The organism is Ensifer sp. EB106-05-01-XG146, assembly GCF_058791875.1.
In genome coordinates this window covers 1,342,822-1,368,762 of the sequence record NZ_JBYTDX010000001.1, presented here as the reverse complement: position 1 = coordinate 1,368,762, position 25,941 = coordinate 1,342,822, and the positions used below count along the sequence as shown (strand labels likewise).

Genomic DNA, 25,941 nt, shown 5'->3' with positions numbered 1-25,941 from the left:
CCCAGCGAAATATCTGTCAGCACACTTCGCGACGGGTGCTACAGCGCCTTTGCCGCGTCCGTGACGCGCAGCTGTACCCGTCGCTGGCCCTGCCACAGATCGGCGGACACCGATCCCGCGACGTGGATGGATGTTCCGCGGCTCGACAGCAGGAAGTCGCCGAGCGGTGTCTCGGTCGCCCGGAAAGCAATACCGTCAAGGCGGCTGCCGTCCTGCCCCTCCAGCATCACCTTGATGTGGTTGGCGCCGACCTGCCTGCTGTCGCGCAGGCGATGCTGCGGGAAGGCGAAGACCGGCTGCGGGTGGGCCGAGCCGTAGGGGCCGGCCTGCTCCAGGAGATCGATGAGTTCCAGGGTCGCGCCGGAGGCTGCAAGCGCGCCGTCCACCTTGAGCGTCTGGATGGCGACGAGTTCGCGCACCGCCGCTTCCGCACGTCCCTCGAAAAACTGCCTGAGCTTGCCGAGTTTCGCGCGCTCGACGGTGAGACCGGCAGCCATGGCATGGCCACCGCCCTTTACCAGCAGGCCACCATCGACGGCGGCCCGAACCATCTTGCCCATGTCGAAGCCATTGATCGAGCGGCCCGAACCGGTGCCGCGTCCGTTCGGATCAAAGGCGATGGCAAAAGTCGGTCGTCGGAATTTTTCCTTGATGCGGGCGGCGAGCAGTCCGACGATGCCCGGGTGCCAGTTTTCGCGCGCGGTAACGATCACCGAAGCGCCCTCGCCCGTGCCGTATTCGGCCAGAACCTCAGCTTCCGCCTCGGCCAACATGACGGCTTCCATCGCCTGCCGCTCGCGGTTGAGCTCATCGAGCTGCGCGGCGATCTTCTCCGCCTCGGCCGCATCCTCCATCGCCAGCAGGCGGCTGCCGAGCGCCGCATCGCCAATGCGTCCGCCGGCATTGATTCTCGGGCCGACGAGAAAGCCCAGGTGATAGGGCGTGACGGGGCCGCCGATCGCAGCTTTCCGCAGCAGTGCCGAAAGCCCGACATTGCCCATGTGACGCGCCGCGATCAGTCCCTTGACGACATAGGCGCGGTTGAGCCCTTTGAGCGGCACCACGTCACAGACCGTCGCCAGAGCCACCAGATCGAGCTGGGACAGCAGGTCGAACGAAGAAACGCGGCTGTCGCCGGCGTTGCGCAAAACGCGCAAGGTATTGACGAGAACCAGATAAACGACACCGGCAGCACAAAGATGCCCCTGCCCCGAAAGATCGTCCTCCCGATTGGGATTGACGAGCGCATGGCAGGGCGGCAGCGCCGAGCCGACCTGATGGTGGTCGATGACGACGACATCGACGCCGCGTTTATCGGCAACGGCGAGCGCCTCATGGCTGGTCGAGCCGCAGTCGACGGTGACGATGAGATCGGCGCCCTTGTCGATCAGCTGCTCGATTGCCGTCGGGTTCGGGCCATAGCCCTCGAAGATCCGATCGGGAATGTAGATTTCCGCGTCGACGCCGAAATGGCGCAGGAAACGCGCCATCAAAGCCGAAGACGCGGCACCGTCGACGTCATAGTCACCGAAGATCACCGTCTTTTCACGGCGCTTGATGGCGGCCGCCAGACGCTCTGCAGCCTTGCGGCAATCGGTAAGCGTGTCCGGGTCCGGCATAAGCGAGCGAAGCGTCGGATCAAGGAAGCTTGCGGCATCGTCGAGTACGACGCCGCGGCCGGCAAGGACGCGACCGAGCAGATCGGAGTAGCCGTGAACCTGGCTAATGGCGAGCGCGCGGTTCTGGCCCGCCTGGTCGAGGCGCGACACCCATCGCTGGCCGCTGACCGACCGCTCGACATTCAGAAAGGCCCGCTGTACCGGATCCACCAATTCTTCCATGCTCGTCCATCCGCTTGGCGCTTCATTCCTCTTAGCGCATAACCCTGGAAATCGTGACCGTTTTTGGAACGGCATACACAGAGATCCACGTTTCGTAGGGGGTTGGGCCGCCGCAGGCGCCCAATTCCCAAAAAAGAAGCCTCGCCGGCTTGCTTGCGCGGCGAGGCTTCTAATTTGTTGGCCACAAACGGCACTGCGCACCGTCATGCCGAACGGCCCGAGGTCCTTCGCCGTCAGTTTGCCTTCGGGCGTTCGATGCGAATGACCTGCGGCTCGCCGACGAGGTAGCCCTCGCCCTTGATCGCCTTGATCGCATCGCGAACGGAGTGCTCCGATGTCGCGTGCGTGACCAAGATGATCGTCTGCGGCTCGCCCGTGTCCATCAGATGCTTGGAATGCTGCATGATCGATTCCAGCGAGATGCCGTTGTCGGCCATGCGGGTCGCGATGCTGGCGAAGACGCCGGTGCGGTCAACGACCTTCAGGCGGATGAAGTAGCCGCCCTCGTGGCTCTGGATCTGCGCGCGCTTATAGGGCAGCAGCGCATTGGTCGGACGGCCGAAGGCCGGAACGTGCTGGGCGCCCGGGCGGCTCTTGGCAATGTCGGCGATATCGCCGAGCACGGCCGACGCCGTCGCGTTGCCGCCGGCACCCGGGCCGACCATCAGGAGCTCGCCGAGAATGTCGGATTCGATCGCAACGGCATTGGTCACGCCATCGACCTGGGCGATGACGGAATCGTAAGGCACCATCGTCGGGTGGACGCGCTGCTCGATGCCGCTTTCGGTGCGCTGGGCGACACCGAGGAGCTTGATGCGGTAACCGAGATCGGCGGCTGCATGAATGTCGTCGATCGAGATATTGGTGATGCCTTCGAGGTAGATGTCGTCGGCAGCGATCGCCGTACCGAATGCAAGGCTCGTCAGGATCGACAGCTTGTGCGCCGTGTCGTTGCCCTCAATGTCGAAGGCCGGATCGGCTTCGGCATAGCCGAGGCGCTGCGCCTCCTTGAGGCAGGCTACGAAGGAAAGCTGTTCCTTCTCCATCTTCGTCAGGATGTAGTTGCAGGTGCCGTTCATGATCCCATAGACGCGCGAGATCGTATTGCCGGTCATGGATTCGCGCAGCGCCTTGATGACGGGGATACCGCCGGCAACAGCCGCTTCGTAGTTGAGCAGCGCGCCCTTCTCCTCGGCGATCTTTGCAAGTTCGATGCCATGGGCAGCCAGCAGCGCCTTGTTGGCGGTCACCACATGAATGCCGCGCTGCAGCGCCGCCTTGACGGCCGAATAGGCGGGATCGCCGGCACCGCCCATCAGCTCGACGAAAACGTCGATATCGGCGTCACGCGCAAGCGAAATGGCATCGTCGAACCAGGCGGTCTTCGAAAGATCGACGCCGCGGTCCCTGTTGCGGTCGCGCGCCGTTACGGCCGTGGTCTCGATTGCCCGTCCGCACGTTGTCGCAAGCATCTCGTGACGATCCTGGAGGATTCGCACGAGCGAGGCACCGACGGTACCCAAGCCCGCAATGCCGATTTTGAGGGCATCTGCCATAGCCATTTCCTAACATGTAGAGGGCGCCCGCGAGAACAGCGGGGCCAGTGTGGAAGGAGGCGCGCGTCAAGCCCGCCTCCCGACTTCTTACCTATGAGCGTTGAGCGAGATGACGTTGTGCATCGTCTCGTCGGCGGTCGACAGGAATTTCTTGATGTTGCGCGCCGCCTGGCGGATGCGGTGCTCGTTCTCGACGAGAGCGAGGCGCACATAGTCGTCGCCCTGTTCGCCGAAGCCGATGCCCGGAGCGACCGCGACATCCGCCTTCTCGACGAGGAGCTTCGAGAATTCGAGCGAGCCCAGATGACGGAACTTCTCCGGGATCTTTGCCCAGGCAAACATCGTCGCTGCCGGCGGCGGCACTTCGAAGCCGGCCTTGCCGAAGCTGTCGACCATGACGTCGCGGCGGCGCTTGTAGATATTGCGCACTTCGGCGATGTCGCTGCCGTCACCGTTCAGCGCCTGGGCGGCGGCCACCTGGATCGGCGTGAAGGCGCCATAGTCGAGGTAGGATTTCACGCGTGTCAGGGCTGCGATCAGCCGCTCGTTGCCGACGGCAAAGCCCATGCGCCAGCCCGGCATTGAGAAGGTCTTCGACATCGAGGTGAACTCGACCGTGCAGTCGATCGCGCCCGGCACTTCCAGCACCGACGGCGGCGGCGCGTCGTTGAAGTAGATCTCCGAATAGGCAAGGTCCGAAAGCACGATGATGTCGTGCTTTTTCGCAAAGGCGATCACGTCCTTATAGAAGTCGAGCGTCGCAACCTGCGCCGTCGGGTTCGACGGATAGTTGAGGATCAGCGCCAGTGGCTTGGGGATTGAATGGCGAACGGCGCGTTCCAGCGGTCCGAAGAAGGTTTCGTCCGGCTCGACCGAGATCGAGCGGATGACGCCGCCGGCCATCAGGAAGCCGAAGGCGTGGATCGGATAGGTGGGGTTCGGGCACAGAATGACGTCGCCAGGTGCGGTGATCGCCTGCGCCATGTTGGCGAAGCCTTCCTTGGAGCCAAGGGTAGCGACGACCTGGGTATCCGGGTTGAGCTTGACGCCGAAGCGGCGGGCGTAATAGGCGGCCTGGGCACGACGCAGCCCGGGAATGCCCTTCGACGACGAATAACGATGCGTGCGCGGGTCCTGAACGGCCTCGCAGAGCTTGTCGACAATCGACTGTGGTGTGGGTAGATCCGGATTGCCCATGCCGAGGTCGATGATGTCAGCACCGGCCGCTCGCGCGCTTGCTTTCAAACGGTTGACCTGTTCGAAAACATAGGGCGGCAAACGCCGGACTTTGTGAAACTCTTCCATCTCCAAACCTCGTTTGGCGCACGCTCCCGCCAGCGGCTCAAGCCTTTGCGAAACCGTGCGCTGTGGTGAACGGCCGTCCATGCGGCCATTGAACGCTTTGCGTCCAAATCACCGGAAAGGCAAGCGCTAATTCTGGATCTCTTTCAGCGTGTCGGCGCCGTGCTGTTCGGCCAGCGCGCGCATTTCTTTCAGGCGACGCTGATACTCGGCTTCGGAGATCGCGCCGGACTTGCGTGCAGCGCCGAGAGAGCTCAGGCGCGCCTGCATGCTTGCCGCTTCATCGTTGGTCATCTGCGTCGTTGCGGCCGGCTTCTGGCCGTAAACCGACGGATAGTTCTCGAAGTTGGTCCCCTGGCTGTTGCAGCCTGCAAGCGTGCCTAGCAGAACGATCCCGGCAACCCAGGTGATGGAACGCTGTTTTCCGACGGCAAGCATACTGGAGACGACCTCTATTTTGATGGCGCGACGATGCGCTAGCCCTTGTAATCATTTTCGGGCAGAATGTAAAAATACAAAACAAACAAGATGCTGTGGAGGACGCCGGGTGACAGCAGAGAGGAATGCGGAAGGCAAGGACGGCTACGCAGGCTTCGATCCCAAATCCGTCGAACCTTATATCGTCAAGGATCCGGAAAGCCTCGCAGTCAACCTCGCCCGCGCCATGGAACAGCTTGGCAAAGCGGCTTCCGCCTGGCTGGCGCCGCGGGAATCGGGCCAGAAGTCCGATACCTTCGCCGAACCCGTCACCGACATGGTCAAGACGCTGTCCAAGGTCTCGGAGTACTGGCTTTCCGATCCGCGCCGCACGCTCGAAGCGCAGACTCACTTGATGGGCAGCTTCTTCGAGATCTGGTCGCGCACGCTGCACCGGATGTCCGGCGAAGAGACGGCGGAGCCGGCCGGCCTCCAGCGCAACGACAAGAGATTTACCGACGAGGACTGGGTGAAGAACCCGTTCTTCGACTTCATTCGCCAGGCCTATTTCGTAACGTCGGACTGGGCCGAACGCATGGTCGAAGACGCCGAGGGGCTCGACGACCACACGAAACACAAGGCTGCTTTCTACGTTCGCCAGGTTTCGAGCGCGCTGTCTCCGACCAACTTCGTCACCACCAATCCGCAGCTCTACCGCGAGACGGTTGCCTCAAGCGGCGCCAATCTGGTCAAGGGCATGCAGATGTTTGCCGAGGACATCGCCGCCGGTCGCGGCGACCTCAAGCTCCGGCAAACCGACACCAGCAAGTTTGCGATCGGCGAGAATATCGCGATGACGCCGGGCAAGGTCATTGCCCAGAGCGACGTCTGCCAGGTGCTGCAATATGAGGCGACGACGGAAACCGTGCTGAAGCGGCCGTTGCTGATCTGCCCGCCCTGGATCAACAAATTCTACGTGCTCGATCTCAACCCGCAGAAATCCTTCATCAAATGGGCGGTCGATCAGGGACACACGGTCTTCGTCATCTCCTGGGTGAACCCGGACGAACGGCACGCGACCAAGGACTGGGAAGCCTATGCCCGCGAAGGCATCGGCTTTGCGCTCGATATCGTCGAGCAGGCCACCGGTGAGCGGGAAGTCAACGCCATCGGCTATTGCGTCGGCGGCACCCTGCTTGCCGCGACGCTCGCATTGCATGCGGCCGAGGGCGACGATCGCATCCGCTCGGCGACACTGTTCACGACGCAGGTCGATTTCACTCACGCTGGCGACCTCAAGGTCTTCGTCGACGAGGACCAGATAAGCCAGATCGAACAGAACATGAGCGTGACCGGCTATCTCGACGGCTCGAAGATGGCGACCGCCTTCAACATGCTGCGCGCCTCGGAGCTGATCTGGCCCTACTTCGTCAACAACTACCTCAAGGGCCAGGAACCCCTGCCCTTCGACCTGCTCTACTGGAACTCCGATTCGACGCGGATGCCGGCCGCCAACCATTCCTTCTATCTGCGCAACTGCTACCTCGATAACAAGCTTTCGAAGGGCGAGATGGTTCTTGCCGGCAAGCAGGTATCGCTCGGCGACGTGAAGATCCCGATCTACAATCTCGCGACCAAGGAAGACCACATCGCCCCGCCGCGCTCTGTATTTCTCGGCAGCGCTTCGTTCGGCGGCAAGGTCACCTATGTTCTCTCGGGTTCGGGCCACATTGCTGGCGTCGTCAATCCGCCGGACAAGGGCAAGTATCAGTTCTGGACCGGAGGCGCCCCCACGGGTGACTTCGACGATTGGTTCAAGGCCGCCAAGGAAACACCGGGATCCTGGTGGCCGCATTGGCACCAATGGATCGAGAAACTCGACAAGCGACGCGTTGCGCCCCGCAAGCCGGGCGGTCCGCTGAACTCGCTCGAGGAAGCGCCGGGCTCCTACGTACGCGCCCGCGCCTGAATCATTCGCAGGACCTGCCTTGATCTTCGATCCTCCGCTGACGACCGCAACCCTTGTGCAGCGCTACAAGCGCTTTCTCTTCGACGCCCTGTTGCCTGATGGCACGGCCATGACCGGATCCTGCCCCAACACGGGATCGATGCGCGGGCTGACGACACCCGGTTCACGCATCTGGATGTCAGAACACGACAGCCCGACGCGGAAGTACCGCCAGATGCTGGAAATCGTCGAAGCCGACGGAACGATGGTCGGCATCAATACCGGCCTGCCCAACCGGCTTGCGGAAGAAGCCATCCGGCTGGGGCTCGTTTCCGACCTGCATACCTATGAGCATAGTGCACGCGAGCAAAAATACGGACGCAACTCGCGCATCGACATTCTCCTCAGCGATCCCGAGCGCGGCCGTGCCTATGTCGAGGTCAAGAACGTGCATTTCAGCCGCTCGCCCGGTCTTTCCGAATTTCCTGACAGTCCGACCACGCGGGGGGCGAAACATCTCGACGAACTCGGTGATATGGTTGAGGCCGGTCACCGCGCGGTGATGATCTATCTCGTGCAGCGCGACGATTGTGACCGGTTGAGGATCTGCCGCGAGTTCGATCCCGCCTATGCGCGCGCATTCGACCGCGCGATGTCACGTGGGGTTGAGGCCTATGCGGTCAAATGTCAGGTTTCGCCAACGCAAATCCGCCCAACTGGATTGATGACAGTGGACGAAGCGGCCCTCGCTGCTCTATGAAATCCGACTGGAACAACTGAAAGCTTTCGAATGGTGACTTACATCGAGGCAGGGTCTGCGCCCTACAAGAACACCGGCGTAATCCGGCTCTATGGACCGGAAGGTTTCGAGGGCATGCGAAAGGCCTGCCAGGTGACTGCGCGTTGTCTGGACGAGCTCGTCTCGCGGGTACAGCCGGGCGTCACCACCGACGAGATCGACCGGTTCGTCTTCGAGTTCGGCATGGACAATGGCGCGCTGCCGGCGACGCTCAACTATCGCGGCTACACGAAATCGTCCTGCACCTCGATCAACCACGTCGTCTGCCACGGCATCCCGAACGACAAGCCGCTGCGCGAGGGCGATATCGTCAACATCGACGTCACCTACGTCGTCGATGGCTGGCATGGCGATTCGAGCCGGATGTATCCGGTCGGCGAGATCAAGCGCGCGGCCGAGCGACTGCTCGACGTCACCCACGAGAGCCTGATGCGCGGCATAGCCGCCGTGCGCCCGGGCGCCCGCACCGGCGCCATCGGTGAAGCGATCCAGGTCTATGCCGAAGCGGAGCGCTGCTCCGTCGTGCGCGATTTCTGCGGCCACGGCGTCGGCAAGCTCTTCCACGACGCGCCGAACATCCTGCACTACGGCCGCGCCAATGAAGGGCCGGAACTGCGCGAGGGCATGATCTTCACCATCGAGCCGATGATCAATCTCGGCCGCCCGCATGTGAAGGTGCTCTCGGACGGCTGGACCGCCGTGACCCGCGACCGGTCGCTGTCGGCGCAATACGAGCACACGGTCGGCGTCACCGCCGATGGCTGCGAGATCTTCACGCTTTCGCCCGCCGGCCTGTTCAAGCCCGGCGTCAGCACGCTCGGCGCCGCATGACGAAACGCTCGATCTCCCCTGACGGCGATTTTGTGCCATCGGCGGACGAGAGGACGTTTTTTCCGCAATTGCAGTTAGATAACTCGCCGGCCGCCAAGAAGGCGCCGGCACTCGAGGCGCACTATCACGGTCATCGCGATCGCCTCAGGGCGCGCTACCGCGAAAGCGGCGATGCCGCACTCGCCGACTACGAAATCCTGGAAATGTTGCTGTTTCGGCTGATCCCACGCAAGGATACCAAGCCGATCGCCAAGGCTCTGCTCGCGCGCTTCGGCACGCTCGCCGGTGTCTTCGGCGCCCCGATCGCGCTGTTGCAGGAGGTGAGCGGTATCGGCGAGGCCGTCGCCCTCGACCTCAAGCTGATCTCCACAATTGGTCACCGCACGCTGAAGAGCGAACTTCGCCAGAAGCAGCTTCTCTCGTCCTGGAGCGCCGTCATCGACTATTGCCACGCGGCGATGGCTTACGAGACGAAGGAACAGTTCCGCATCCTGTTCCTCGACAAGCGCAACACGCTGATTGCCGACGAGGTGCAGCAGAAAGGTACGATCGACCACACGCCGGTCTACCCGCGTGAAGTGGTCAAGCGCGCGCTGGAACTCTCGGCCACCGCGATCATCCTGGCGCATAACCATCCATCCGGCGATCCGACCCCGTCGCGCGCCGATATCGACATGACGAAGCTGATCGTCGAAACGGCGAAACCGCTGGGGATCGCCGTGCACGACCACATCATCATCGGCAAGGACGGCCACGTGAGCCTGAAAGGGCTGCGGCTGTTCTGAGCGCGCTGGCACCCAGCCGTTTCGCGCGGCGGAGGTAGCAGCCCGGTGGTGACGCCGCCCTGCCGCAAACAGTGGCGAAGGCGTTTACCCCAAAAAGCCGGCTTCGACAGACTCCGTCCCCGCCGAGCGTGAAGCCTCGACGACCATATGCACGAACTGCAGTTTCGCCACTGACGGTTTCGACATTACGAAGGGGTAGAAGTCCGGCTGGCCCATGCTGCGCGCCAACTCGTTAAGCACCATCGTCATTTCGATCCAGGAGTTCAACAGCGACAGAAACCCGTCGGCGCCGGTGTCGTCGGGCGCATACAAGGCGTCGCGCTCGAATGGCTCGACAATCGCTTCAAGATCCTCTGCATCGAGCCCAAAGCCGAGTGCCGTGCCCAGGCTATCGATCATATGCAGGTAATGCGCCCAAGTTTCGGCCCAGTCTTCCCAGGGATGTGTGGAAGCATAGGAACTGATGTACCGATCGGCCCAGTCTGGGGGTGCGCCATTGTCATAGTTCGCCTTCAATGCCGCCGCGTAATCGGCCCGCTCATCGCCGAACAGCGTGCGAAACGGCTCCAGCCAGGGTCCGTTGAAAACGAGCCGGTTCCAGTAGTAGTGACCGACCTCATGTCGAAGATGGCCCAGCAGCGTCCGATAGGGCTCGTAGAATTCGAGCCGCATCTTCTCGCGCTGGACCGAATCCGCCTCCTCGATGTTGACCGTAATCAAACCGTCGGCGTGCCCGGTCAGCACGCGCGGCCCGCTCGGTGGCGAACGCAGGAAATCGAACATCAGACCGTGTTTCTCGTCCTCGTCGACCTTGGACTTCACGGGCAAGCCGAGTGCCAGCAACTGCGACACGAGCCGTCGCTTCGCCACCTCAAGCAGACCCCAGTAGCGGGCATTGTCCTCGCGATCGAGATTCGGAATTGTCCGGTTCAGCCGGCAGGCGATGCAAAGTTCCCCCGGCTCGCTGGCCATCAGCATCCAGTTGCACTGCGCCGGCGTGTCACGGTTGCCGCAATACTTCAGCAATGGCCGTTCCTCGCCTGCGGCCCAGATACCTGGCTGTGGGCCGGGGTCGAGCGGCAGCAACGCATCTTCACCTGGCAGATATCCGAGCGGCGTCTGGCAGCTGTTACAAAACATGTTGCCGAAAAACACGTGACTGCCACAGCGACACACAAAGGTGCGCGAGTACCGCTTGGGTACCTCGCGATGTTTCCAGTTCGTACCGATCAGGTCGCCGAGCGTTTGCAGAAGGGTTGCCACCACATCCTCCGAGTTCGGGAATTGGTAAGGTCTGCCGGTCGGTGCTCCGGCCTAAAGCCATTTCGCGCGGCGGAAGAACCGGTAGAGCGTGCCGCAAAGACCGATGATCACTGCAAGGACGACGAAGTAGCCGTAGCGGAACTTCAGTTCCGGCATGTCGTCGAAGTTCATGCCGTAAATGCCGGCGATCGCCGTTGGCACCGCGAGGATCGCGGCCCAGGACGCGAGCTTGCGCGAGATTTCCGTCTGCTCGGATTGACCGACCATCAGGCTCGCCTCGAAGGTGAAGGCAAGAACCTCACGCAAAGCGTCGATATCCTCCTGAACGCGGCGCACGTGGTCCGTAACGTCGCGGAAGAGCGGCTGCAGTGCTGCATCCATGCCCGGTAGATCGATGTGCTCATGCCGTCGGCAGACGTCGACCAGCGGCACGACCGCGTTTCGCAGGCGCAAGAGATTGCGCCGCAGCAGATAGAGGCGTTCGATGTCGCCCTTGACCAGCCGCTCGCGCAGCAGCCGGTCTTCCAGTTCCTCGACCTCTTCGTGGATCGCCTCGATCACCGGCATGTAGTTGTCGACGATGAAATCGAGGATCGAATAGAGGATGTAGTTTTCGCCGTGGGCCAAGGCTGCAGGAGATGCTTCGCAGCGTTGGCGCACGGCCATGTAGGAGGTCGACGCGCCGTGCCGGACCGAGATGACGTAACCGCGCCCAACGAACAGATGCGTCTCGCCGAAGGCGATCTCGTCGCCAACCATATGCGCGGTGCGGGCGACGACGAAGATCGAGTCGCCATAGATCTCCAGTTTCGGCCGCTGGTGCGCCTTGCAGGCGTCCTCGATCGCCAGGTCATGCAGATCGAATTCCTGCTGGATCTGCCGCAACAGTTCCGCATCGGGCTCATGCAGGCCGATCCAGATCACTGTGCCCGGGCGGCCGCGCCACTTGCCTGCGTCTTCGATGCGGATATCGCGGACGCGAACGCCGTTCTCGTAGACCGCGGCCGCTACGACGCCCGGCTGCGGCTGCGAATGCGGCATGACGCCCTCAGCGCCAGACTGTGGCAAAGCCCTGTTCGTCAGCTCCAATCCCATCGTCAGCCTCCCAGGCAAATACGACACCGACGGGCTCCGCATGTCGTAACGAAGCCAAGCATACGCGCACTCCCTTATATATTCTCATCCGACTGTTTCGGCTATGAAAACCACTTCATCAAACCGTGCCATTGACGGTATAGAGGCTTGCGAGCGAGAGTTTTCGCAACGCACAACGATTCCACCTTCTAACGGAAACGCCTATGAACCAGTTCGATCTCATCGTTGTCGGAAGCGGACCTGCCGGCCGCCGCGGCGCCATCCAGGCAGCCAAGCTCGGCAAGAAGGTCCTCGTCATCGAACAGGGAAAACGCGTTGGCGGCGTTTCGGTTCACACCGGTACGATTCCCTCCAAGACGCTGCGCGAAACGGCGCTCAATCTTTCGGGCTGGCGCGAGCGCGGCTTTTACGGGCGCTCCTATCGCGTCAAGCAGGAGATCAGCGCCGATGACCTCCGGCAGCGGCTGATCATCACCCTCAATCATGAAGTCGAGGTTCTCGAACATCAGTTCGCGCGCAACCGCGTGCAGCAGATGCGCGGGAAAGCCAGCTTCGTCAATCCGACCACGCTCGAAGTCGTCAAGGACGACGGCGAGACCATGCTCGTGTCCGGCACCAGCATCATGCTTGCCGTCGGTACCAAGCCCTTCCGCCCGGATTACATGCCGTTCGACGGCAAGACTGTGCTCGACAGCGATGAACTGCTCGATATCGAGACCCTGCCGCGCTCCATGGTGGTGATCGGCGCCGGCGTCGTCGGTATCGAATACGCGACGATCTTCAGCGCGCTCGACACCCAGGTGACGGTGATCGATCCGAAGACGACGATGCTCGATTTCATCGACAAGGAAATCGTCGAAGACTTCATCTACCAGTTGCGTGACCGCAACATGAAGTTGCACCTCGGGCAGAAGGCCGACACGGTGGAGCGGCTCGACGATGGTAAGGTGCTGCTGACGCTCGACAACGGCCGCAAGATCACAACCGACATGGTGCTCTTTGCCGCGGGCCGCATGGGCGCCACCGATACGCTGAACCTGCCCGCAGCCGGGCTCGAAGCCGACAACCGAGGGCGCCTCAAGGTCAATCCCGAGACGTTCCAGACCTCCGTCCCGAACATCTACGCCGCCGGCGACGTCGTCGGCTTCCCGAGCCTCGCCTCAACCTCGATGGAACAGGGGCGCATCGCCGCCCGGGTCGCCATCGGCGCGATCGCGATGGAGCCGCAGAAATACTTCCCCTACGGCATCTACGCCGTGCCTGAGATCTCCACCTGCGGTCTCTCGGAAGAAGAGGTCAAGGAACGCGGCATCCCCTACGAATGCGGCATCGCCCGCTTCCGCGAGACCTCGCGCGGCCACATCATGGGGCTCGATTCCGGCCTGTTGAAAATGATCTTCTCGCTGAAGACCCGCCGCCTGCTCGGCGTGCATATCATCGGCGAAGGCGCGACAGAACTAGTGCATATCGGCCAGGCCGTGCTGAACCTCAAGGGCACGGTCGAGTACTTCGTCGAAAACACCTTCAACTACCCGACGCTGGCCGAGGCCTACAAGATCGCCGGCCTCGACGCCTGGAACCGTATGGGCGAGATCAAGCAGGAAGCGCCGAAAGCGTAAGCATCCAGCGACAGAGCTGACCGCCGTCAACGCTGACGGCGGCGGCCACGTGCCTAGAGGGCAACGATTTTGGTTCCGCGTTGCCGAACCGATCTCTCCGGGTTTGCCATCCCGCAGACCGCATCCGAAGTGCGCAGGACGCCGGCGAATCGGCTAGCTTCACCTCTCCCGATCAAGAGAGCCGAACACCATGCGCATCCTTTCGCTCAATGCCTGGGGCGGCAAGCTCCATTCGCCCTTGATGAAATATCTCGCCGATGTCGACGCCGATGTCCTGTGCCTGCAGGAGGTCGCACGATCACCGACGACCGAGGCCGAATGGCTGAGCTATCGCGATGCGGATGTGGAACTGCCGCAACGCGCCAACCTCTTCGACGAGATCGCCGCCGTACTACCGGGACATGATGGATTCTTCTGCCCGACCGCGCGAGGGACGCTCTTTTCTGGAGACACGCCCGTGGCATCGGAATTCGGTCTGGCAACATTCGTTCGGCGGGGCTATTCCGTCATCGGCCAGGCCCTCGGTTTTGTGCATGGCAGTTTTTCGCCCGACAGCTGGGGGCCGCATCCGCGTGCGCGCAACGCCCATTGCATTCGCCTGTTCGATCACGACGCTGGCACTCCCATCACCATCGCGCAGATGCACGGCCTGCGGGAGGTCGGCGGCAAGAACGACAGTCCGGCACGCCGCGCGCAGGCGGAGGCGCTGGTAGGTCTCGTCCACCAGGTCTGGCCCGGAGACGAGCGGCTTGTCGTGTGCGGTGATTTCAATGTGCTCCCAGACAGCCAAACGTTTCAGACGCTCGGCCAGTTGGGGCTCGTCGACCTCGTCGTTTCCCGCGGCCACACGGACACGCGCACGTCGCACTATCTAAAGAGCGGCCGCTTTGCCGATTACATGCTGGCGAACGGTGCAGTCAGCGTCGCTCGCTTCGATGTCGTCGCAGAGCCCGAAGTCTCCGACCATCGCGCCCTCCTCCTCGACATCGCTTAGCGCGCCGCGGGTTTCACTGAGCCACGAAGTCGGCTCTGGCTGAATCAGCTGACACTTCCGTGTGTCGCTGAAAGCAGCATGCTCTCGGCCAGCGCTGGACGAAGAGCTCGCCTCCCGCAACGAAAAAGGCCCTGCCGCAAGCGGCAGGGCCTTTCGATTCCTAAGGCTTCGATCCGATTACTCGGCGCTGTCGTCAGCGGCCTTCTTCTTGGCCGGAGCCTTCTTCTTCGGAGCAGCGGCTTCTTCGCCTTCCGTGGCTTCAGCCTTGGCGGCGGCCTTCTTCTTGGCCGGAGCCTTCTTGGCAGCCTTGCCTTCAGTCTCTTCGTCGTCAGCCGTCAGCTCTTCCTTGGAAACCGTCTTGTCGGTTACCGAGATTTCGCCGAGCAGGTGGTCGACGACCTTTTCTTCGAACAGCGGAGCGCGCAGCGAAGCAGCAGCGCCGGGGGTGTTCTTGAAGTAGTCGAGGATCTGCTTCTCCTGGCCCGGGAACTGGCGGAGCTGTTCGAACAGCGAACGCTGCAGTTCGTCGTCGCTGACCTGGACGCCGGCCTTTTCACCGATTTCCGAGAGAACGAGGCCGAGGCGAACGCGACGCTCAGCGAGCTTGCGGTATTCAGCGCGGGCTTCTTCTTCGGTGGTTTCTTCGTCGGCGAAGGTCTTGCCGGCCTGCTGCAGGTCGGTGTTGATCTGGCGCCAGATGTTTTCGAATTCGGCCTCGACGAGGCGCTCCGGCGTTTCGAACTGGTAGAGTTCGTCGAGCTGGTCGAGGATCTGACGCTTGACCTTCTGACGGGTCAGGTTGCCGTACTGGCTTTCGATCTGGCCGCGGACGATTTCCTTCAGCTTGTCAGCCGATTCGAGGCCGAGCTTGGTGGCCAGTTCGTCGTTGATTTCGATGTCCTGGGCGCCAGCCACGTCCTTGACGGTGATGTCGAAGGTGGCTTCCTTGCCAGCAAGGTTTGCAGCCGGGTATTCAGCCGGGAAAGTCACGGTGATGACCTTCTCGTCGCCAGCCTTCAGGCCAACGAGCTGCTCTTCGAAGCCCGGGATGAAACGGTTGGAACCGAGAACCAGCTCAGCGTCTTCGTCCTTGCCGCCGTCGAAGGCGACGCCGTCGACCTTGCCGAGGTAATCGATGGTGACGCGGTCGCCGTTGGCGGCCTTGCCCTTCTTCGATTCGTAGCTGCGGGCGCTTTCGGCGATCTTCAGGATCTGCTCGTTGACTTCGTCTTCAGCGATCTCGACGACTTCGCGGGTCACCTTGATGCCGCTGACGTCCTTGAGTTCGATCGCCGGGATGATTTCGTAGGCAACGGTGAACTCGAGGTCGGCCTGAGCGTTGAGGATCTTGTCGGCTTCGGCCTCGTCCTCGGTCATCGCGATTTCCGGCTGGGTGGCCGACTTTTCGCCACGGCCCGACAGGATCTCGGTCGGCTTGTCGCGAACGATCTCGTTGACCAGGTCAGCCATGATCGACTTGCCGTAGACCTTCTTCAGATGCGCAACCGGCACCTTGCCGGGACGGAAGCCGTTGATCTTCACACGGTCCTTCACTTCGGCCAGACGCTCGTTCATCCGAGCTTCCATGTCCTTGGCCGGGATAACGACCTTGAGTTCGCGCTTCAGCCCTTGAGCGAGCGTTTCGATAACCTGCATGTTCAAACCTTCATTTCACGTTGACTGTGCTCTTCCCCTTCGAAAGGTCTGGCGAGCACGTGAGCCGATCCATTTGCCGGGAGTGGCTTTACGCAGTTCTGCAACCGTTTTGCAAGCAAAATGGCACTCCAGCCCCCCTCATCCTCGCAGAATCCGGACTTTGGGCGCGATCGCTGATCTGGTGCGGGTAGAGAGACTTGAACTCCCACGCCTTACGGCACCAGAACCTAAATCTGGCGTGTCTACCAATTTCACCATACCCGCGTTCAGACAATCGCACCGCCTGACCGTATTCCCGCAAGACCAACCAGCGGAATACCGCGGATAGAATGGGCATGCTGAAAGTTCAGGGCTTTCCCGAGCGCGGCGTCTCTATATCACTCGTTTTCGCGGGATCAAAGGGAAAATGCGGGAATTCCACGACCAAGCGGGTTGGCACGGCGTGCCTCAATAGAGAGGCTCCTCATAGACCGGGCTGCCATTGACTGCGATCTCGCGGATCTGGGCCTTTCCCTTGGCGTCCACGCGGATATTGACGGAGAGCGCCTCGGCGTTGCGCGCCTCCTCCAGCGTCCGCCCCTCGCCTTCCGGCACATAGAAACGCTCGATCCCGTATTCTACATTGACGGACGAGAGCGCAGACGAGGGATAGTAGGTAAATGGCAGAGAGCGAAGGACGACGCTGTCGCCGGCAGGGCTAAGCGGCGCGAAGGACGCTTCGGTCGCCGCCCAAAAGCCGTCGAGCTGCCTTTCCAGCCGAACGTAGACCTTAGCCTCTTCCGACTGCTTCGGCGTATCGCCCTTGAACAATTCCGGCTGGAGCCTTGAAATGTCGTAGCTCAAGATCACGTAGTCGCCCCGAAGCAGATCGCGGGGATCGACAGGCACGGTCTTCAACAGCACGTCACGGCCGCTTCTGAGGATCGAGGCCCTGCTCTCGATCATATAGCCAAGTGCCGCCGTCTGTACGCCCGCAACCAGCAGGGCCGCCAGCAATGGGTTCAACCAACGGGTCTTTGCGGTGGTCATCGTGGCGCCTCCGTCCCGCGCGCATTTGCCAAGTGCCCCTCGATGCGGATGACGAGCCAGGCGATGCCGGCAACCACCAATCCGGAGATCAGGAAGAAACCGGAGGTACCGAGCATGGAGCCGAGGGTTTCGAAGGCGAGATAGAGAAGCTCACCGGCAAAGGCGACGTAGCCGAGATAGCGCACGGCGCCGTTCTGCGCCCCGGCAAGCGCGATCCCAAGGAGGGCCACCAGCAGCGTGCCCGCCCCGGTCGCGACCTCCGTTGTCACTCCGACGGCTTCAAATTGAAGAGCGGTAAATCCGAGCAAGGCGAGCGCGAAGGAATAGAAAGCGGGTGCCGAACCGGCATCGACCGCCAGGGCGCGAAGCGGAGAGCCTGGCAGCGTCGCCGCCAGAAAGGCCACGAGGCCGAACGCCGCAAGGCCACCTGCCAAGGCAAGCGACGCGTTGTCGAGGTAAAGCCAGGCCAGCCACGACAGGACCAGCAGATAGGGGAGATGACGGGCCCGGTCGGCGGCCGTGAGGCGCACCAGCAGAACGACGATCACCGCGAGCACCGGAACGGACCACACGCGCCAGTCCGGCGTGGCGCCGAACCCATTGTCCTGCAGCACCGTTCCGAAATAGAACCAGGCAAGCCCACCCGCAACTGCGGTCATTGCTGCTGAGCGAAATGCCAAGGCAGAGAGGACGGCGCCGGCAAACCACAGCAGCGCGGCATCGGCCGCGTCACCCGACAGGTGATACATCTGCCCGATCAGCGCGATGCCGCCCCCAAAGGCGGCCACCCCCAGAACGAGGGCCGCTGCGGCAAGCGTCGTGCGGCCGGTCTGGGTCAGCCAGGCAGCGGCGAAATGAAAGCCCCAGACCAGAGCGACGATGCCGGCCACCCGCGCAAGGCGTGGCAGCGCCTCCCAGTTGGCGGCGACAAGCAGCAGGATTGAGGCGGACAACAGGAGTGCGGCGAGAATGAGCAGGACGCGCCCTGCCCGGAACGTGGACTCGCGACCGTCATATTCGGCCAGCATTGCGCGTGCTGCATTCTCCTGCAGCAGCCCCTTGTCCATCCAGTGCTTGAAGTCTCGTTCGAGACGCGCGCGGTACATCCTGCCCCCAGCCTAGAATCCGATGCTTGAAATGGTCCGGTTCAGCTCCCAACTAATCACGTATCGGTGCGGAAACACAATCGCTCACTCGCGACTGCGCACCAAACCGATGAGGACGAACGAACGGCTTGCGCAATGCGCATATCTTCCATGCAGATATTGCACTGCACAAATCGATTTAAAGGTCCTATATTCAAATCATCAAAGGCGAACGAAGGCATGAAGCCAGACGGTCGCCAGCGGAAATGGCCAGCCGCCTCAGTTTGCTGAGAAAGGCCCGGGTAAAACCGACGGAATTCGGACGAGCGCACTCCTCCTCCCAGCGCTCTTCCGATCAGATTGGCAACACTCCTCCTCCCAGTTGCCAATCACCCCTAATGACGCTCGCTGGACCTCCTCCCCCAGCGGGCGTTATTCTTTTCAGCCCTCCTCTCCACAAAGAAGCCTGCGTCTGCGCACCTGCACAATATTCGTGCATAATTTCGCTGCGCTCGCCCCACGCCATGCACTGGATGCATAGGTGCCATTCTGGAACAGCGCTACCCTTCCACCCGCCTGCGTACTATCTTCAACTCATCGATCGGGGCGGCGCACTCCTCCTCCCAGCGCCCCTCGATTTGGATCGGCGACACTCCTCCTCCCGGTTGCCGATCAGAACAAAGCGACGCTCGCTGGATCTCCTCCCCCAGCGGGCGTTGTTTGTTTTTGGCCCCTCACATTTCGGGCAGCTTTCCAGCCACGACAACTCGATTGCGCCGCGCGTTTTAGGCGCCAGCTGCGAACACGCCATCGCGTAGAGGCTTGCACGGCCTGCATGGGTGCGATGCAGCATTGTCTCTGTAACTTCTGCTCAAAAAGATTATATTTCAGAGCATCAGATTACGGCCAGCAAGAGAGATGAGCGCTGGCACACGACCCTAGAAAGGATAGGATCATGAACCTCGCACGTTCTTTCAACAATTGGCGCAAGTATCGTCAGACCTGCAACGAACTCGGCCGTATGACCGACCGCGAACTGTCTGACCTCGGCATCGGCCGTGGCGACATCCCGTACGTTGCTCGCCAGGCGATCAAGTAGTTCAGGCTGCGCGTCAAGCGCAACCGACCTCCAAGTAAGACGCCCTCCGGTTCATTCCGGGGGGCGTTTTCTTTTGTCGCAGCGAGTACGATCCAGGTGACGCCTTCGCACTTGCGAGAGGCCCGGATGCTTCGCCATCTGCGACTGCCCATGCGGCCGAACCGCGTCCATCGACAGACGCTGCGTCCTTGCTCACCATCGGCTCGTAAGTCCCTTTGAAAACAATCGCTTATCAACGGGCAATTAAGCTTTTAATCAATCATTAATCGATGCCGCCTTTTGAAGCGGTGCCCATCTATGCGGCGATGCACTGCACAAATGCATAGCAGCTGCATTTTCTTTGCACTCCACCTTCTAATTAGACAAGCGTATAAGAACCTCAACGACGCAGACAGATGGCTGTCGCGACAACCTGATTTTGAGGAAAAGACCATGAACCCGATTCGTATCGCAAAAAGCTGGATCAACTACCGCCGCACCGTCAGCGAGCTCGGCAACCTGTCGAACCACGCTCTCAATGACATCGGCATCACCCGTTACGACATCCGCAACATTGCGGCCCGTTCCTTCCGTTAATCGGAACGAACGACCAGGACTTCCAAGACGGCGCCTTCAAGGCGCCGTTTTCGTTTATAGGCGTTGGAACGAAAGGCCGAGCCGTGATAGGAAGCCGGCCATGAGCAAAGACACTTCTTCCCACTCCCCCATCCACGTCATCGGCGGCGGCCTTGCCGGATCGGAAGCCGCCTGGCAGATCGCCGAAGCCGGCGTACCGGTCATCCTGCATGAGATGCGCGGCGTGCGCGGCACTGACGCGCACAAGACCGACGGCCTTGCCGAACTCGTCTGTTCCAATTCCTTCCGCTCGGATGACGCGACCAGCAACGCGGTTGGCGTGCTGCATGCGGAAATGCGCCTTGCCGGCTCGCTGATCATGAAATCCGCCGACGCCAACCAGGTGCCTGCGGGCGGTGCGCTTGCGGTCGACCGTGACGGCTTCTCCGACGCGGTCAGCGCGGCGATCGCCGCTCATCCGCTGATCACGGTGGTGCGCGAAGAAGTCACCGGTCTGCCGCCGAAAGATTGGGATCTCGCCGTCATCGCGACCGGCCCGCTGACCGCACCCGGTCTTGCCGAAGCGATCCGCGCGGAAACGGGCGCCGATGCGCTCGCCTTCTTCGACGCCATCGCGCCGATCGTCTATACCGAGACGATCGACATGGACATCTGCTGGTTTCAGTCGCGCTACGACAAGGTCGGCCCCGGCGGAACCGGTAAGGACTATATCAACTGCCCGATGACCGAGGAGCAGTACAATGCCTTCGTCGATGCGTTGATCGCCGGCGACAAGACCGGCTTCAAGGAATGGGAAGGCACGCCCTATTTCGACGGCTGCCTGCCGATCGAGGTGATGGCGGAACGCGGCCGCGAGACGCTGCGCCACGGGCCCATGAAGCCGATGGGCCTCACCAATGCCCATAACCCCACCGTCAAGCCCTATGCCGTCGTACAGCTGCGCCAGGACAATGCGCTCGGCACGCTCTACAACATGGTCGGATTCCAGACGAAGCTGAAGTATGGCGCTCAGGCCGAAGTCTTCCGCATGATTCCCGGCCTCGAGAATGCCGAATTCGCCCGTCTGGGCGGCCTGCACCGCAACACCTACATCAACTCGCCGACGCTGCTCGACGGAACGCTGACGCTGAAGTCGCGGCCGGGCTTGCGCTTTGCCGGACAGATCACCGGCTGCGAAGGTTATGTCGAAAGCGCCAGCATTGGCCTGCTCGCTGGCCGCTTCGCCGCTGCCGAACGCAAGGGCGAGACTTTGGCGACCCCGCCGGCGACCACCGCCTTCGGCGCATTGCTCAACCACATCACCGGCGGCCACATCGTTTCCGACGATGAACCGGGCAAGCGCTCTTTCCAGCCGATGAACGTCAATTTCGGCCTGTTCCCGCCGCTCGATCCGGGCGCGATCACCAAGCCGGAAGGCGTCAAGCGCTTCCGTGGTAAGGAAAAGGCAGTCGCCAAGAAGCAGGCGACGGCGTCGCGCGCGCTCGCTGATTGCGCCGCCTGGCTCGGCAAGTCCGCCTGACAGGCGGACACGCATTTGTTCCACGACAAAAGGCCCGCCTGCAGTGATGCAAGCGGGCCTTTTCTTATGGAAGAACGCGGTGAGAGCTACTCGGTCGCCTGTGCCGTATGCGGCGGCTCGGCGGCGGGCTGCTCGAACTCCGATTTCGGACTGAAGCTGCCGAGCAGCCAGAGCGAAACCTCGGCCGCCTCGCCGGCGCTCTGAAACTCGAAGTCGTTGTCGAGATAAGCAAAATCGGGGAAATGCACGATGAGGCCTCGGCCGGTCTCGGAGCTATTGACCCGAACCTTTCCGGGCTGGATCACGTGGCAGACATAGTGGGTGCCGTGCGACTGGATGAAGCCCGCCTTGCCGTCATGCAGCCGCAGGAAGATCGCCGTGCGGTCCGCCGTCGAGTGCAGCGCCCGGATCGCCTCGTCCGGAAAGGCACGCCCGAATTCCACCATCGCAGAGCCGGCATCGGGATTGTCCCAGTCCCGCTCGGCGCGGGCGTTCATCCACATGTAGAATGCGCCGACCAAGACGATGACGGCGATGAGCAATAACCAAAGCATCCGCGGGCGCTCCCCTTCGCTCGGCATGACGCCGATAAAGCGCTTCTATACGCTGCGAGGCTTGCGCCAATTTGTCGTCACGGCGTGCGCGTCTGCGCCAAAGCCCCGAGCAGACCGATCAGGCCGAACCTCTGACGTATCAGAAGCGGCGGCGCCGTGCCGCGCGCCACATCCACCATTGCCGCTGCCATTGGGCCGGGCGGATGGGTTTCTGCAGAAGCCCGGCGCCCGCAGCCTCCGCGCGGTTAAGGATAGGCTCGACAAGCGCAAGCGGTATGAAGGCGGGGAAATTCGACGGCGCGATCGCCGCCAGCTGCGCACGCGCCCTGGCGAGATGATCTCGCCCGAAGCCCGCGAAGGCCCGGATCGCCTGGCTGATCGCGGCGCTGTCTTCGCCGGCGATCAGCGTTTCGCGATCGAGACCGGTGGCGCGCAGCAATTCAGCCGGCAGGTAGACCTGGCCACGGCGCAAATGCAGCGGCAACAGCATGAGGAGGCCTGCGACCGTCTGCGCGACACCGCCGTGACCGGCGACTTCGGCCGATTTCGCGGCATTCTCTGGATCAAGGACCAGGGATGAGAGCTGGATCAGCGCCGAGGCGGTCTCGCCGGCATAGCCCTCAAGCGCCGAACGGTCTTCCATCGGATCGTCGTAGAGATCGAAGATCCGGGCATCGATCATGTTCTCGAACACGGAGACCGGCAGCCGATGCGTGCGAATGCAGCCAAGGAGCGCTTCAGCAAGCGGATGCCCTTCTCCGGTCGATGCGTCGTTGCCGATGAGGTCCCGCCACCATTGCATGCGGATCTCACCGGGGATCGGCTCGTGCACGAGATCGCGGATGCGGGCGATCTCCGCACTGAAGGCATAGAGTGCGGCAAGCGCGGGCTGCTTGTCGGCCGGCGCAAGCAGGCAGGCGAGATAGCGGTCGCGGTCCGTATCCCGCAGGTCAGCCAGAATCTGGGCAGAATTGTCGTGCACGTCGTCTTCCCCAGGCCGATCAGACTGCGATCAGTGCGACGGCGACTGCGCGCGATTCGGCCAGCATCACATTGTAGGTGCGGACAGCGGCCCCGGTGCTCATGGGATCCGACGATATGTTGGCGGCGCGTAAAGCTGTCTTCACATCGGCCGGCAGCGGGCGAATGTCCTTGCCGGTGCCGACCAGCAGCACCTCAATGTCCTTCGCTTCATCGACGACCTTGTAGAACTTCTCGACCGTCAGCGCATCGCCCTCCGCGACGTCCCATGCATAGACGCCCGAGGGCAGCATCAGGATCGAGCCACGATGCGACATGTCTGCGAAGCGAAAGCCACCATTGCCGTAGGCATCAATGGGCGCACGTCCCGGAAAATGGGCTTCGCGAATTTCAATTCCCTTAGGCATTTCAAACAGCACCCTTTGCCGCGCCCGCCGCACCCGTATCCGCGCCGGAGGCGTTCTCGTCCCCCGGAATGTGGTCGGTGCGCTTTCTGAAGAGGATGAGGATCGGCCCGGCGATGTAAATGGACGAGATCGTTCCGACGATAACGCCAAACAGCATTGTAACACTGAAGGCGCGGATAAGGCCGCCACCGAAGAGATAAAGCGCTGTCAGTGCCAGAACGGTCGTCAGCGCTGTCAGGATGGTGCGCGACAGTGTCTGGTTGATCGACGTATCGATCAGCACCGACAACGGCATGCGCTTGTAGCGTGCAAGGTTTTCGCGGATGCGATCGTAGATGACGACCGTGTCGTTCAGCGAGTAGCCGACGATCGTCAGAACCGCGGCAATGCTGCCGAGATTGAACTCGATGCCGGTCAGCACGAGGAAACCGATCGTCAGCAGGACGTCGTGCGTCGTGGCAATGATCGCGCCGACGGCGAAGCGCCACTCGAAGCGCAGCCACACATAGAGCAGGATAGCAAGGAACGAAACAGCAAGCCCGATAGTGCCGGCGCGTGTCAGTTCGCCGGATACGACGGGGCCGACCACCTCGACGCGGCGGAAATCATACTCGTCCGAAAGTTCCGACCGGATGACGCCGGCGGCCGTCTGTTCGGCGTTGTCTCCCGCCTCCTGCGACGGTACCCGCACCAGAACGTCCTCGCCCGAGCCGAGCTGCTGCACCTGGACCTCGCCGAAATTCAGCTCGTCGAGGCGCGCGCGAAGATCGGCGACATCGACCGGTCCGCCTTTGGAATGCAGCTCGATGATCGAGCCGCCCTTGAAGTCGACGCCGAGATTGAGCCCGATGCCGGCAAGCAGCAGGACGGAGGCGAGCGACAGCGCCGCCATCAGGATGAAGACCGGGTTGCGGATCCGCATGAAGCGGATGTCCAGGTCGCTGAAGCGGCCGGTCCGAATACCCTTCGGCAAGCGTTCCGACTTCCATTGGCGCAGCCAGCGCTTCACGATCAGGCGGGTGACCGTGTAAGCGGTGAAGAGCGTCGTCACGCTACCGATCGCAAGCGTAACGGCAAAGCCGCGCACCGATCCGGAGCCAAGATAAAAGAGGATGGCGCTCGCAATCAGCATCGTCAGGTTGGCATCGAAGATGCTGCTGAAGACACGCGAAAAGGCGTTGTTGATGGTGCGCCGCAGGGGCTCGGCGCCGCGAACCTCTTCACGCAGGCGCTCGTAGATCAGCACGTTCGAATCGACGGCCACGCCGATCGTCAGAATGATGCCGGCAATGCCCGGAAGGGTCAGCGTCGCGCCCGAAAGGGAAAGCGCCGCGATAATCAGGACAATGTTCAGGGCGAGCGCAATGACCGCAAAGACGCCGAAGACGCCGTAGAAAAAGATCATCGATGCGGCGACTGCGACAGCCGCAACCAGACCCGCCTTCAGGCCGTCTGCGATGGCGTCGCCACCGACGCCGGGGCCGACCGTTCGCTCTTCGACGAAGGTCAGGGGCGTCGCGAGTGGCCCTGTGCGCACGAGAGCGGCAAGGTCGGTCGCACCTTCGGTCGGCAGGTCTGCGGAGATGCGCAAGGTGTCGCCGTTGACAGCCTCCGACAGCTTGAGCGTCGCGATGACCTGTCCATCGAGAACGATCGCTGCATCCTTTGGCGGCTGCTGCGCCGCAAGGGCGGCAACACGCTGCTGCGAAGCGGTATCGATCTTGATGGCGACCGACGCGCTTTCGCCGGAAGCATCAGGTTCCGGCTGGGCTGCAACAAAATTCGCCGCTGCAAGCAGCGGTGCCTTTTCGACGAGATAGGGCACTGGCGGGTCGTCGAAGGAATATAGGACTTCCGTGCCGGACGGAGGCTGGCCCTCCACGGCGCGTTGCACGGGCACGGAGGTATCCAGCATCCGCAGGGCCAGGTTGGCCCTTTGGCTGAGCAGATCCTTCAACCGCTGCGGATCGCCGAGGCCAGGCACCTGCACGATCAGCCGGTCATCGCCACGGCGCTGGATCAGCGGCTCGATGGCGCCAACTTCGGCGACGCGGAGGCGTACGACGTCGATGGACTGCGCCACGGCCAGCGAGAGCCGGTAGTCGATGCCTTCGTCCGTGAGGCGCAGGCGAACCAGTTCATCCGGTTCTGCACTGTCGAACACGACCTCGGAAATCGGCTCGGAGCCGAACCCCCCGATATCGACGGGCGCCGTCAGCGGCCTCAGCCGCTCGCGAGCGGCAGAGAGTTGCGACCGGTCGCGAACGCGGAAGGCGATCGACTGGCCTTCGCCGGAAAGGCCGATATAGGCGATGTCGGCATCGCGCAGCGATTTGCCGACCTCGTTGGCGATCGTCTCGAGCCGTTCAGCGACGATGTCGCTGCGCGCCGCCCGCAGCATGAAATGGGAGCCACCCTGGAGATCGAGCCCGAGCGCCACCTGGCGATGGGGCAGCCAAGACGGAAGTTCGGCTGCCTCCTCCCGGCTTAGAACGTTCGGCAGCGCAAAGGCGATGCCGGCAAGCGCCACCAACCAGACGAGGATACGTTTCAACGGCGGTAATCTGCGCATGCCTCAAACGCTC

Annotated in this window: 22 protein-coding genes and 1 tRNA gene; 9 read left to right on the top strand and 14 right to left on the bottom strand. The window is 62.2% G+C overall.

Translation table 11 applies throughout. The features are described 5' to 3' along the window. Window positions 1-38 precede the first annotated feature (38 nt). The 4 genes from recJ to AC3WVQ_RS06610 all read right to left on the bottom strand — a co-directional run bounded on the left by recJ (window position 39) and on the right by AC3WVQ_RS06610 (window position 5,137). Entirely contained in the window at window positions 39-1,841 is a 1,803-nt protein-coding gene (recJ, locus tag AC3WVQ_RS06625; RefSeq protein ID WP_110818922.1) for a single-stranded-DNA-specific exonuclease RecJ, read from the bottom strand. 233 nt (window positions 1,842-2,074) lie between these two features. Further along, a complete protein-coding gene (locus tag AC3WVQ_RS06620; RefSeq protein WP_492382617.1) occupies window positions 2,075-3,397 on the bottom strand; it encodes a homoserine dehydrogenase in 1,323 nt (440 codons plus the stop codon). An 87-nt stretch (window positions 3,398-3,484) separates the two neighbouring features. Beyond that, on the bottom strand, window positions 3,485-4,702 hold the full coding sequence (locus AC3WVQ_RS06615) for an LL-diaminopimelate aminotransferase (protein ID WP_492382616.1): 1,218 nt from the start codon (window positions 4,700-4,702) through the stop codon (window positions 3,485-3,487). Between the two features lie 126 nt (window positions 4,703-4,828). Continuing rightward, a complete protein-coding gene (locus AC3WVQ_RS06610) occupies window positions 4,829-5,137 on the bottom strand; it encodes a hypothetical protein (RefSeq protein ID WP_089044642.1) in 309 nt (102 codons plus the stop codon). 109 nt (window positions 5,138-5,246) lie between these two features. Between AC3WVQ_RS06610 and phaC the strand changes: the two genes are divergently transcribed. From phaC to radC, 4 genes are read left to right on the top strand one after another with little or no spacing between them, the layout of a single operon-like run. Further along, a complete protein-coding gene (gene phaC, locus AC3WVQ_RS06605) occupies window positions 5,247-7,085 on the top strand; it encodes a poly(3-hydroxyalkanoate) polymerase subunit PhaC (RefSeq protein ID WP_060517017.1) in 1,839 nt (612 codons plus the stop codon). Between the two features lie 19 nt (window positions 7,086-7,104). Next, the gene (gene sfsA / locus AC3WVQ_RS06600; protein ID WP_034796581.1) at window positions 7,105-7,824 is read left to right on the top strand and encodes a DNA/RNA nuclease SfsA; all 720 of its coding nucleotides are present in this window, start codon (window positions 7,105-7,107) and stop codon (window positions 7,822-7,824) included. A 30-nt stretch (window positions 7,825-7,854) separates the two neighbouring features. Continuing rightward, window positions 7,855-8,694 carry a type I methionyl aminopeptidase gene (gene map / locus AC3WVQ_RS06595; RefSeq protein ID WP_034796583.1) on the top strand — a complete coding sequence of 280 codons (840 nt, stop codon included), beginning with the start codon at window positions 7,855-7,857 and terminating at the stop codon, window positions 8,692-8,694. Then, a complete protein-coding gene (radC, locus tag AC3WVQ_RS06590) occupies window positions 8,691-9,479 on the top strand; it encodes a RadC family protein (protein ID WP_192370799.1) in 789 nt (262 codons plus the stop codon). Before map ends, radC begins: the two co-directional genes overlap by 4 nt. 84 nt (window positions 9,480-9,563) lie before the next feature. Here radC and AC3WVQ_RS06585 read toward each other — a convergent pair whose 3' ends face one another. Together AC3WVQ_RS06585 and AC3WVQ_RS06580 are read right to left on the bottom strand one after the other, a co-directional pair. Further along, window positions 9,564-10,742, bottom strand: a complete 1,179-nt coding sequence (locus AC3WVQ_RS06585; RefSeq protein ID WP_090295611.1) for a zinc-binding metallopeptidase family protein — start codon at window positions 10,740-10,742, stop codon at window positions 9,564-9,566. A gap of 51 nt (window positions 10,743-10,793) precedes the next feature. Beyond that, complete coding sequence (locus AC3WVQ_RS06580; RefSeq protein ID WP_244546742.1) at window positions 10,794-11,783, bottom strand: magnesium and cobalt transport protein CorA; 990 nt, start codon at window positions 11,781-11,783, stop codon at window positions 10,794-10,796. A gap of 257 nt (window positions 11,784-12,040) precedes the next feature. Between AC3WVQ_RS06580 and sthA the strand changes: the two genes are divergently transcribed. After that, window positions 12,041-13,456, top strand: a complete 1,416-nt coding sequence (gene sthA / locus AC3WVQ_RS06575; RefSeq protein ID WP_034796590.1) for a Si-specific NAD(P)(+) transhydrogenase — start codon at window positions 12,041-12,043, stop codon at window positions 13,454-13,456. 190 nt (window positions 13,457-13,646) lie between these two features. Next, window positions 13,647-14,450 (top strand): endonuclease/exonuclease/phosphatase family protein, encoded by an 804-nt coding sequence (locus tag AC3WVQ_RS06570; protein WP_090295617.1) that lies wholly within the window; start codon window positions 13,647-13,649, stop codon window positions 14,448-14,450. A gap of 177 nt (window positions 14,451-14,627) precedes the next feature. On the opposite strand, the gene tig is transcribed toward AC3WVQ_RS06570, so the two are convergent. The 4 genes from tig to AC3WVQ_RS06550 form a co-directional block, all read right to left on the bottom strand. Next, window positions 14,628-16,106 (bottom strand): trigger factor, encoded by a 1,479-nt coding sequence (gene tig / locus AC3WVQ_RS06565; RefSeq protein ID WP_034796594.1) that lies wholly within the window; start codon window positions 16,104-16,106, stop codon window positions 14,628-14,630. Between the two features lie 179 nt (window positions 16,107-16,285). After that, window positions 16,286-16,370 (bottom strand) — tRNA-Leu (locus AC3WVQ_RS06560). A gap of 183 nt (window positions 16,371-16,553) precedes the next feature. Further along, window positions 16,554-17,135, bottom strand: a complete 582-nt coding sequence (locus tag AC3WVQ_RS06555) for a GDYXXLXY domain-containing protein (protein WP_034796596.1) — start codon at window positions 17,133-17,135, stop codon at window positions 16,554-16,556. Further along, complete coding sequence (locus AC3WVQ_RS06550; RefSeq protein ID WP_090295620.1) at window positions 17,132-18,241, bottom strand: DUF2157 domain-containing protein; 1,110 nt, start codon at window positions 18,239-18,241, stop codon at window positions 17,132-17,134. The genes AC3WVQ_RS06555 and AC3WVQ_RS06550 overlap by 4 nt, the downstream gene beginning before the upstream one ends. 934 nt (window positions 18,242-19,175) lie before the next feature. Between AC3WVQ_RS06550 and AC3WVQ_RS06545 the strand changes: the two genes are divergently transcribed. The 3 genes from AC3WVQ_RS06545 (at window position 19,176) to trmFO (ending at window position 21,414) form a co-directional block, all read left to right on the top strand. Further along, entirely contained in the window at window positions 19,176-19,319 is a 144-nt protein-coding gene (locus AC3WVQ_RS06545; protein ID WP_064816990.1) for a DUF1127 domain-containing protein, read from the top strand. A 432-nt stretch (window positions 19,320-19,751) separates the two neighbouring features. Further along, window positions 19,752-19,895: a DUF1127 domain-containing protein gene (locus AC3WVQ_RS06540; protein ID WP_064816989.1), complete on the top strand. Its 144-nt coding sequence runs from the start codon at window positions 19,752-19,754 to the stop codon at window positions 19,893-19,895. 100 nt (window positions 19,896-19,995) lie between these two features. Continuing rightward, window positions 19,996-21,414 carry a methylenetetrahydrofolate--tRNA-(uracil(54)-C(5))-methyltransferase (FADH(2)-oxidizing) TrmFO gene (gene trmFO / locus AC3WVQ_RS06535; RefSeq protein WP_034796601.1) on the top strand — a complete coding sequence of 473 codons (1,419 nt, stop codon included), beginning with the start codon at window positions 19,996-19,998 and terminating at the stop codon, window positions 21,412-21,414. A gap of 86 nt (window positions 21,415-21,500) precedes the next feature. Here trmFO and AC3WVQ_RS06530 read toward each other — a convergent pair whose 3' ends face one another. From AC3WVQ_RS06530 to secDF, 4 genes are all read right to left on the bottom strand, one after another. Further along, the gene (locus AC3WVQ_RS06530; protein WP_034796603.1) at window positions 21,501-21,968 is read right to left on the bottom strand and encodes a hypothetical protein; all 468 of its coding nucleotides are present in this window, start codon (window positions 21,966-21,968) and stop codon (window positions 21,501-21,503) included. 139 nt (window positions 21,969-22,107) lie between these two features. Further along, window positions 22,108-22,950, bottom strand: coding sequence for a phytoene/squalene synthase family protein (locus AC3WVQ_RS06525; RefSeq protein WP_060583192.1), 843 nt, complete (start codon window positions 22,948-22,950; stop codon window positions 22,108-22,110). 19 nt (window positions 22,951-22,969) lie between these two features. Beyond that, entirely contained in the window at window positions 22,970-23,356 is a 387-nt protein-coding gene (locus AC3WVQ_RS06520; protein WP_034796607.1) for an Mth938-like domain-containing protein, read from the bottom strand. Window position 23,357: 1 nt separating this feature from the next. Further along, on the bottom strand, window positions 23,358-25,928 hold the full coding sequence (gene secDF, locus AC3WVQ_RS06515; protein ID WP_090295623.1) for a protein translocase subunit SecDF: 2,571 nt from the start codon (window positions 25,926-25,928) through the stop codon (window positions 23,358-23,360). Window positions 25,929-25,941 lie beyond the last annotated feature (13 nt).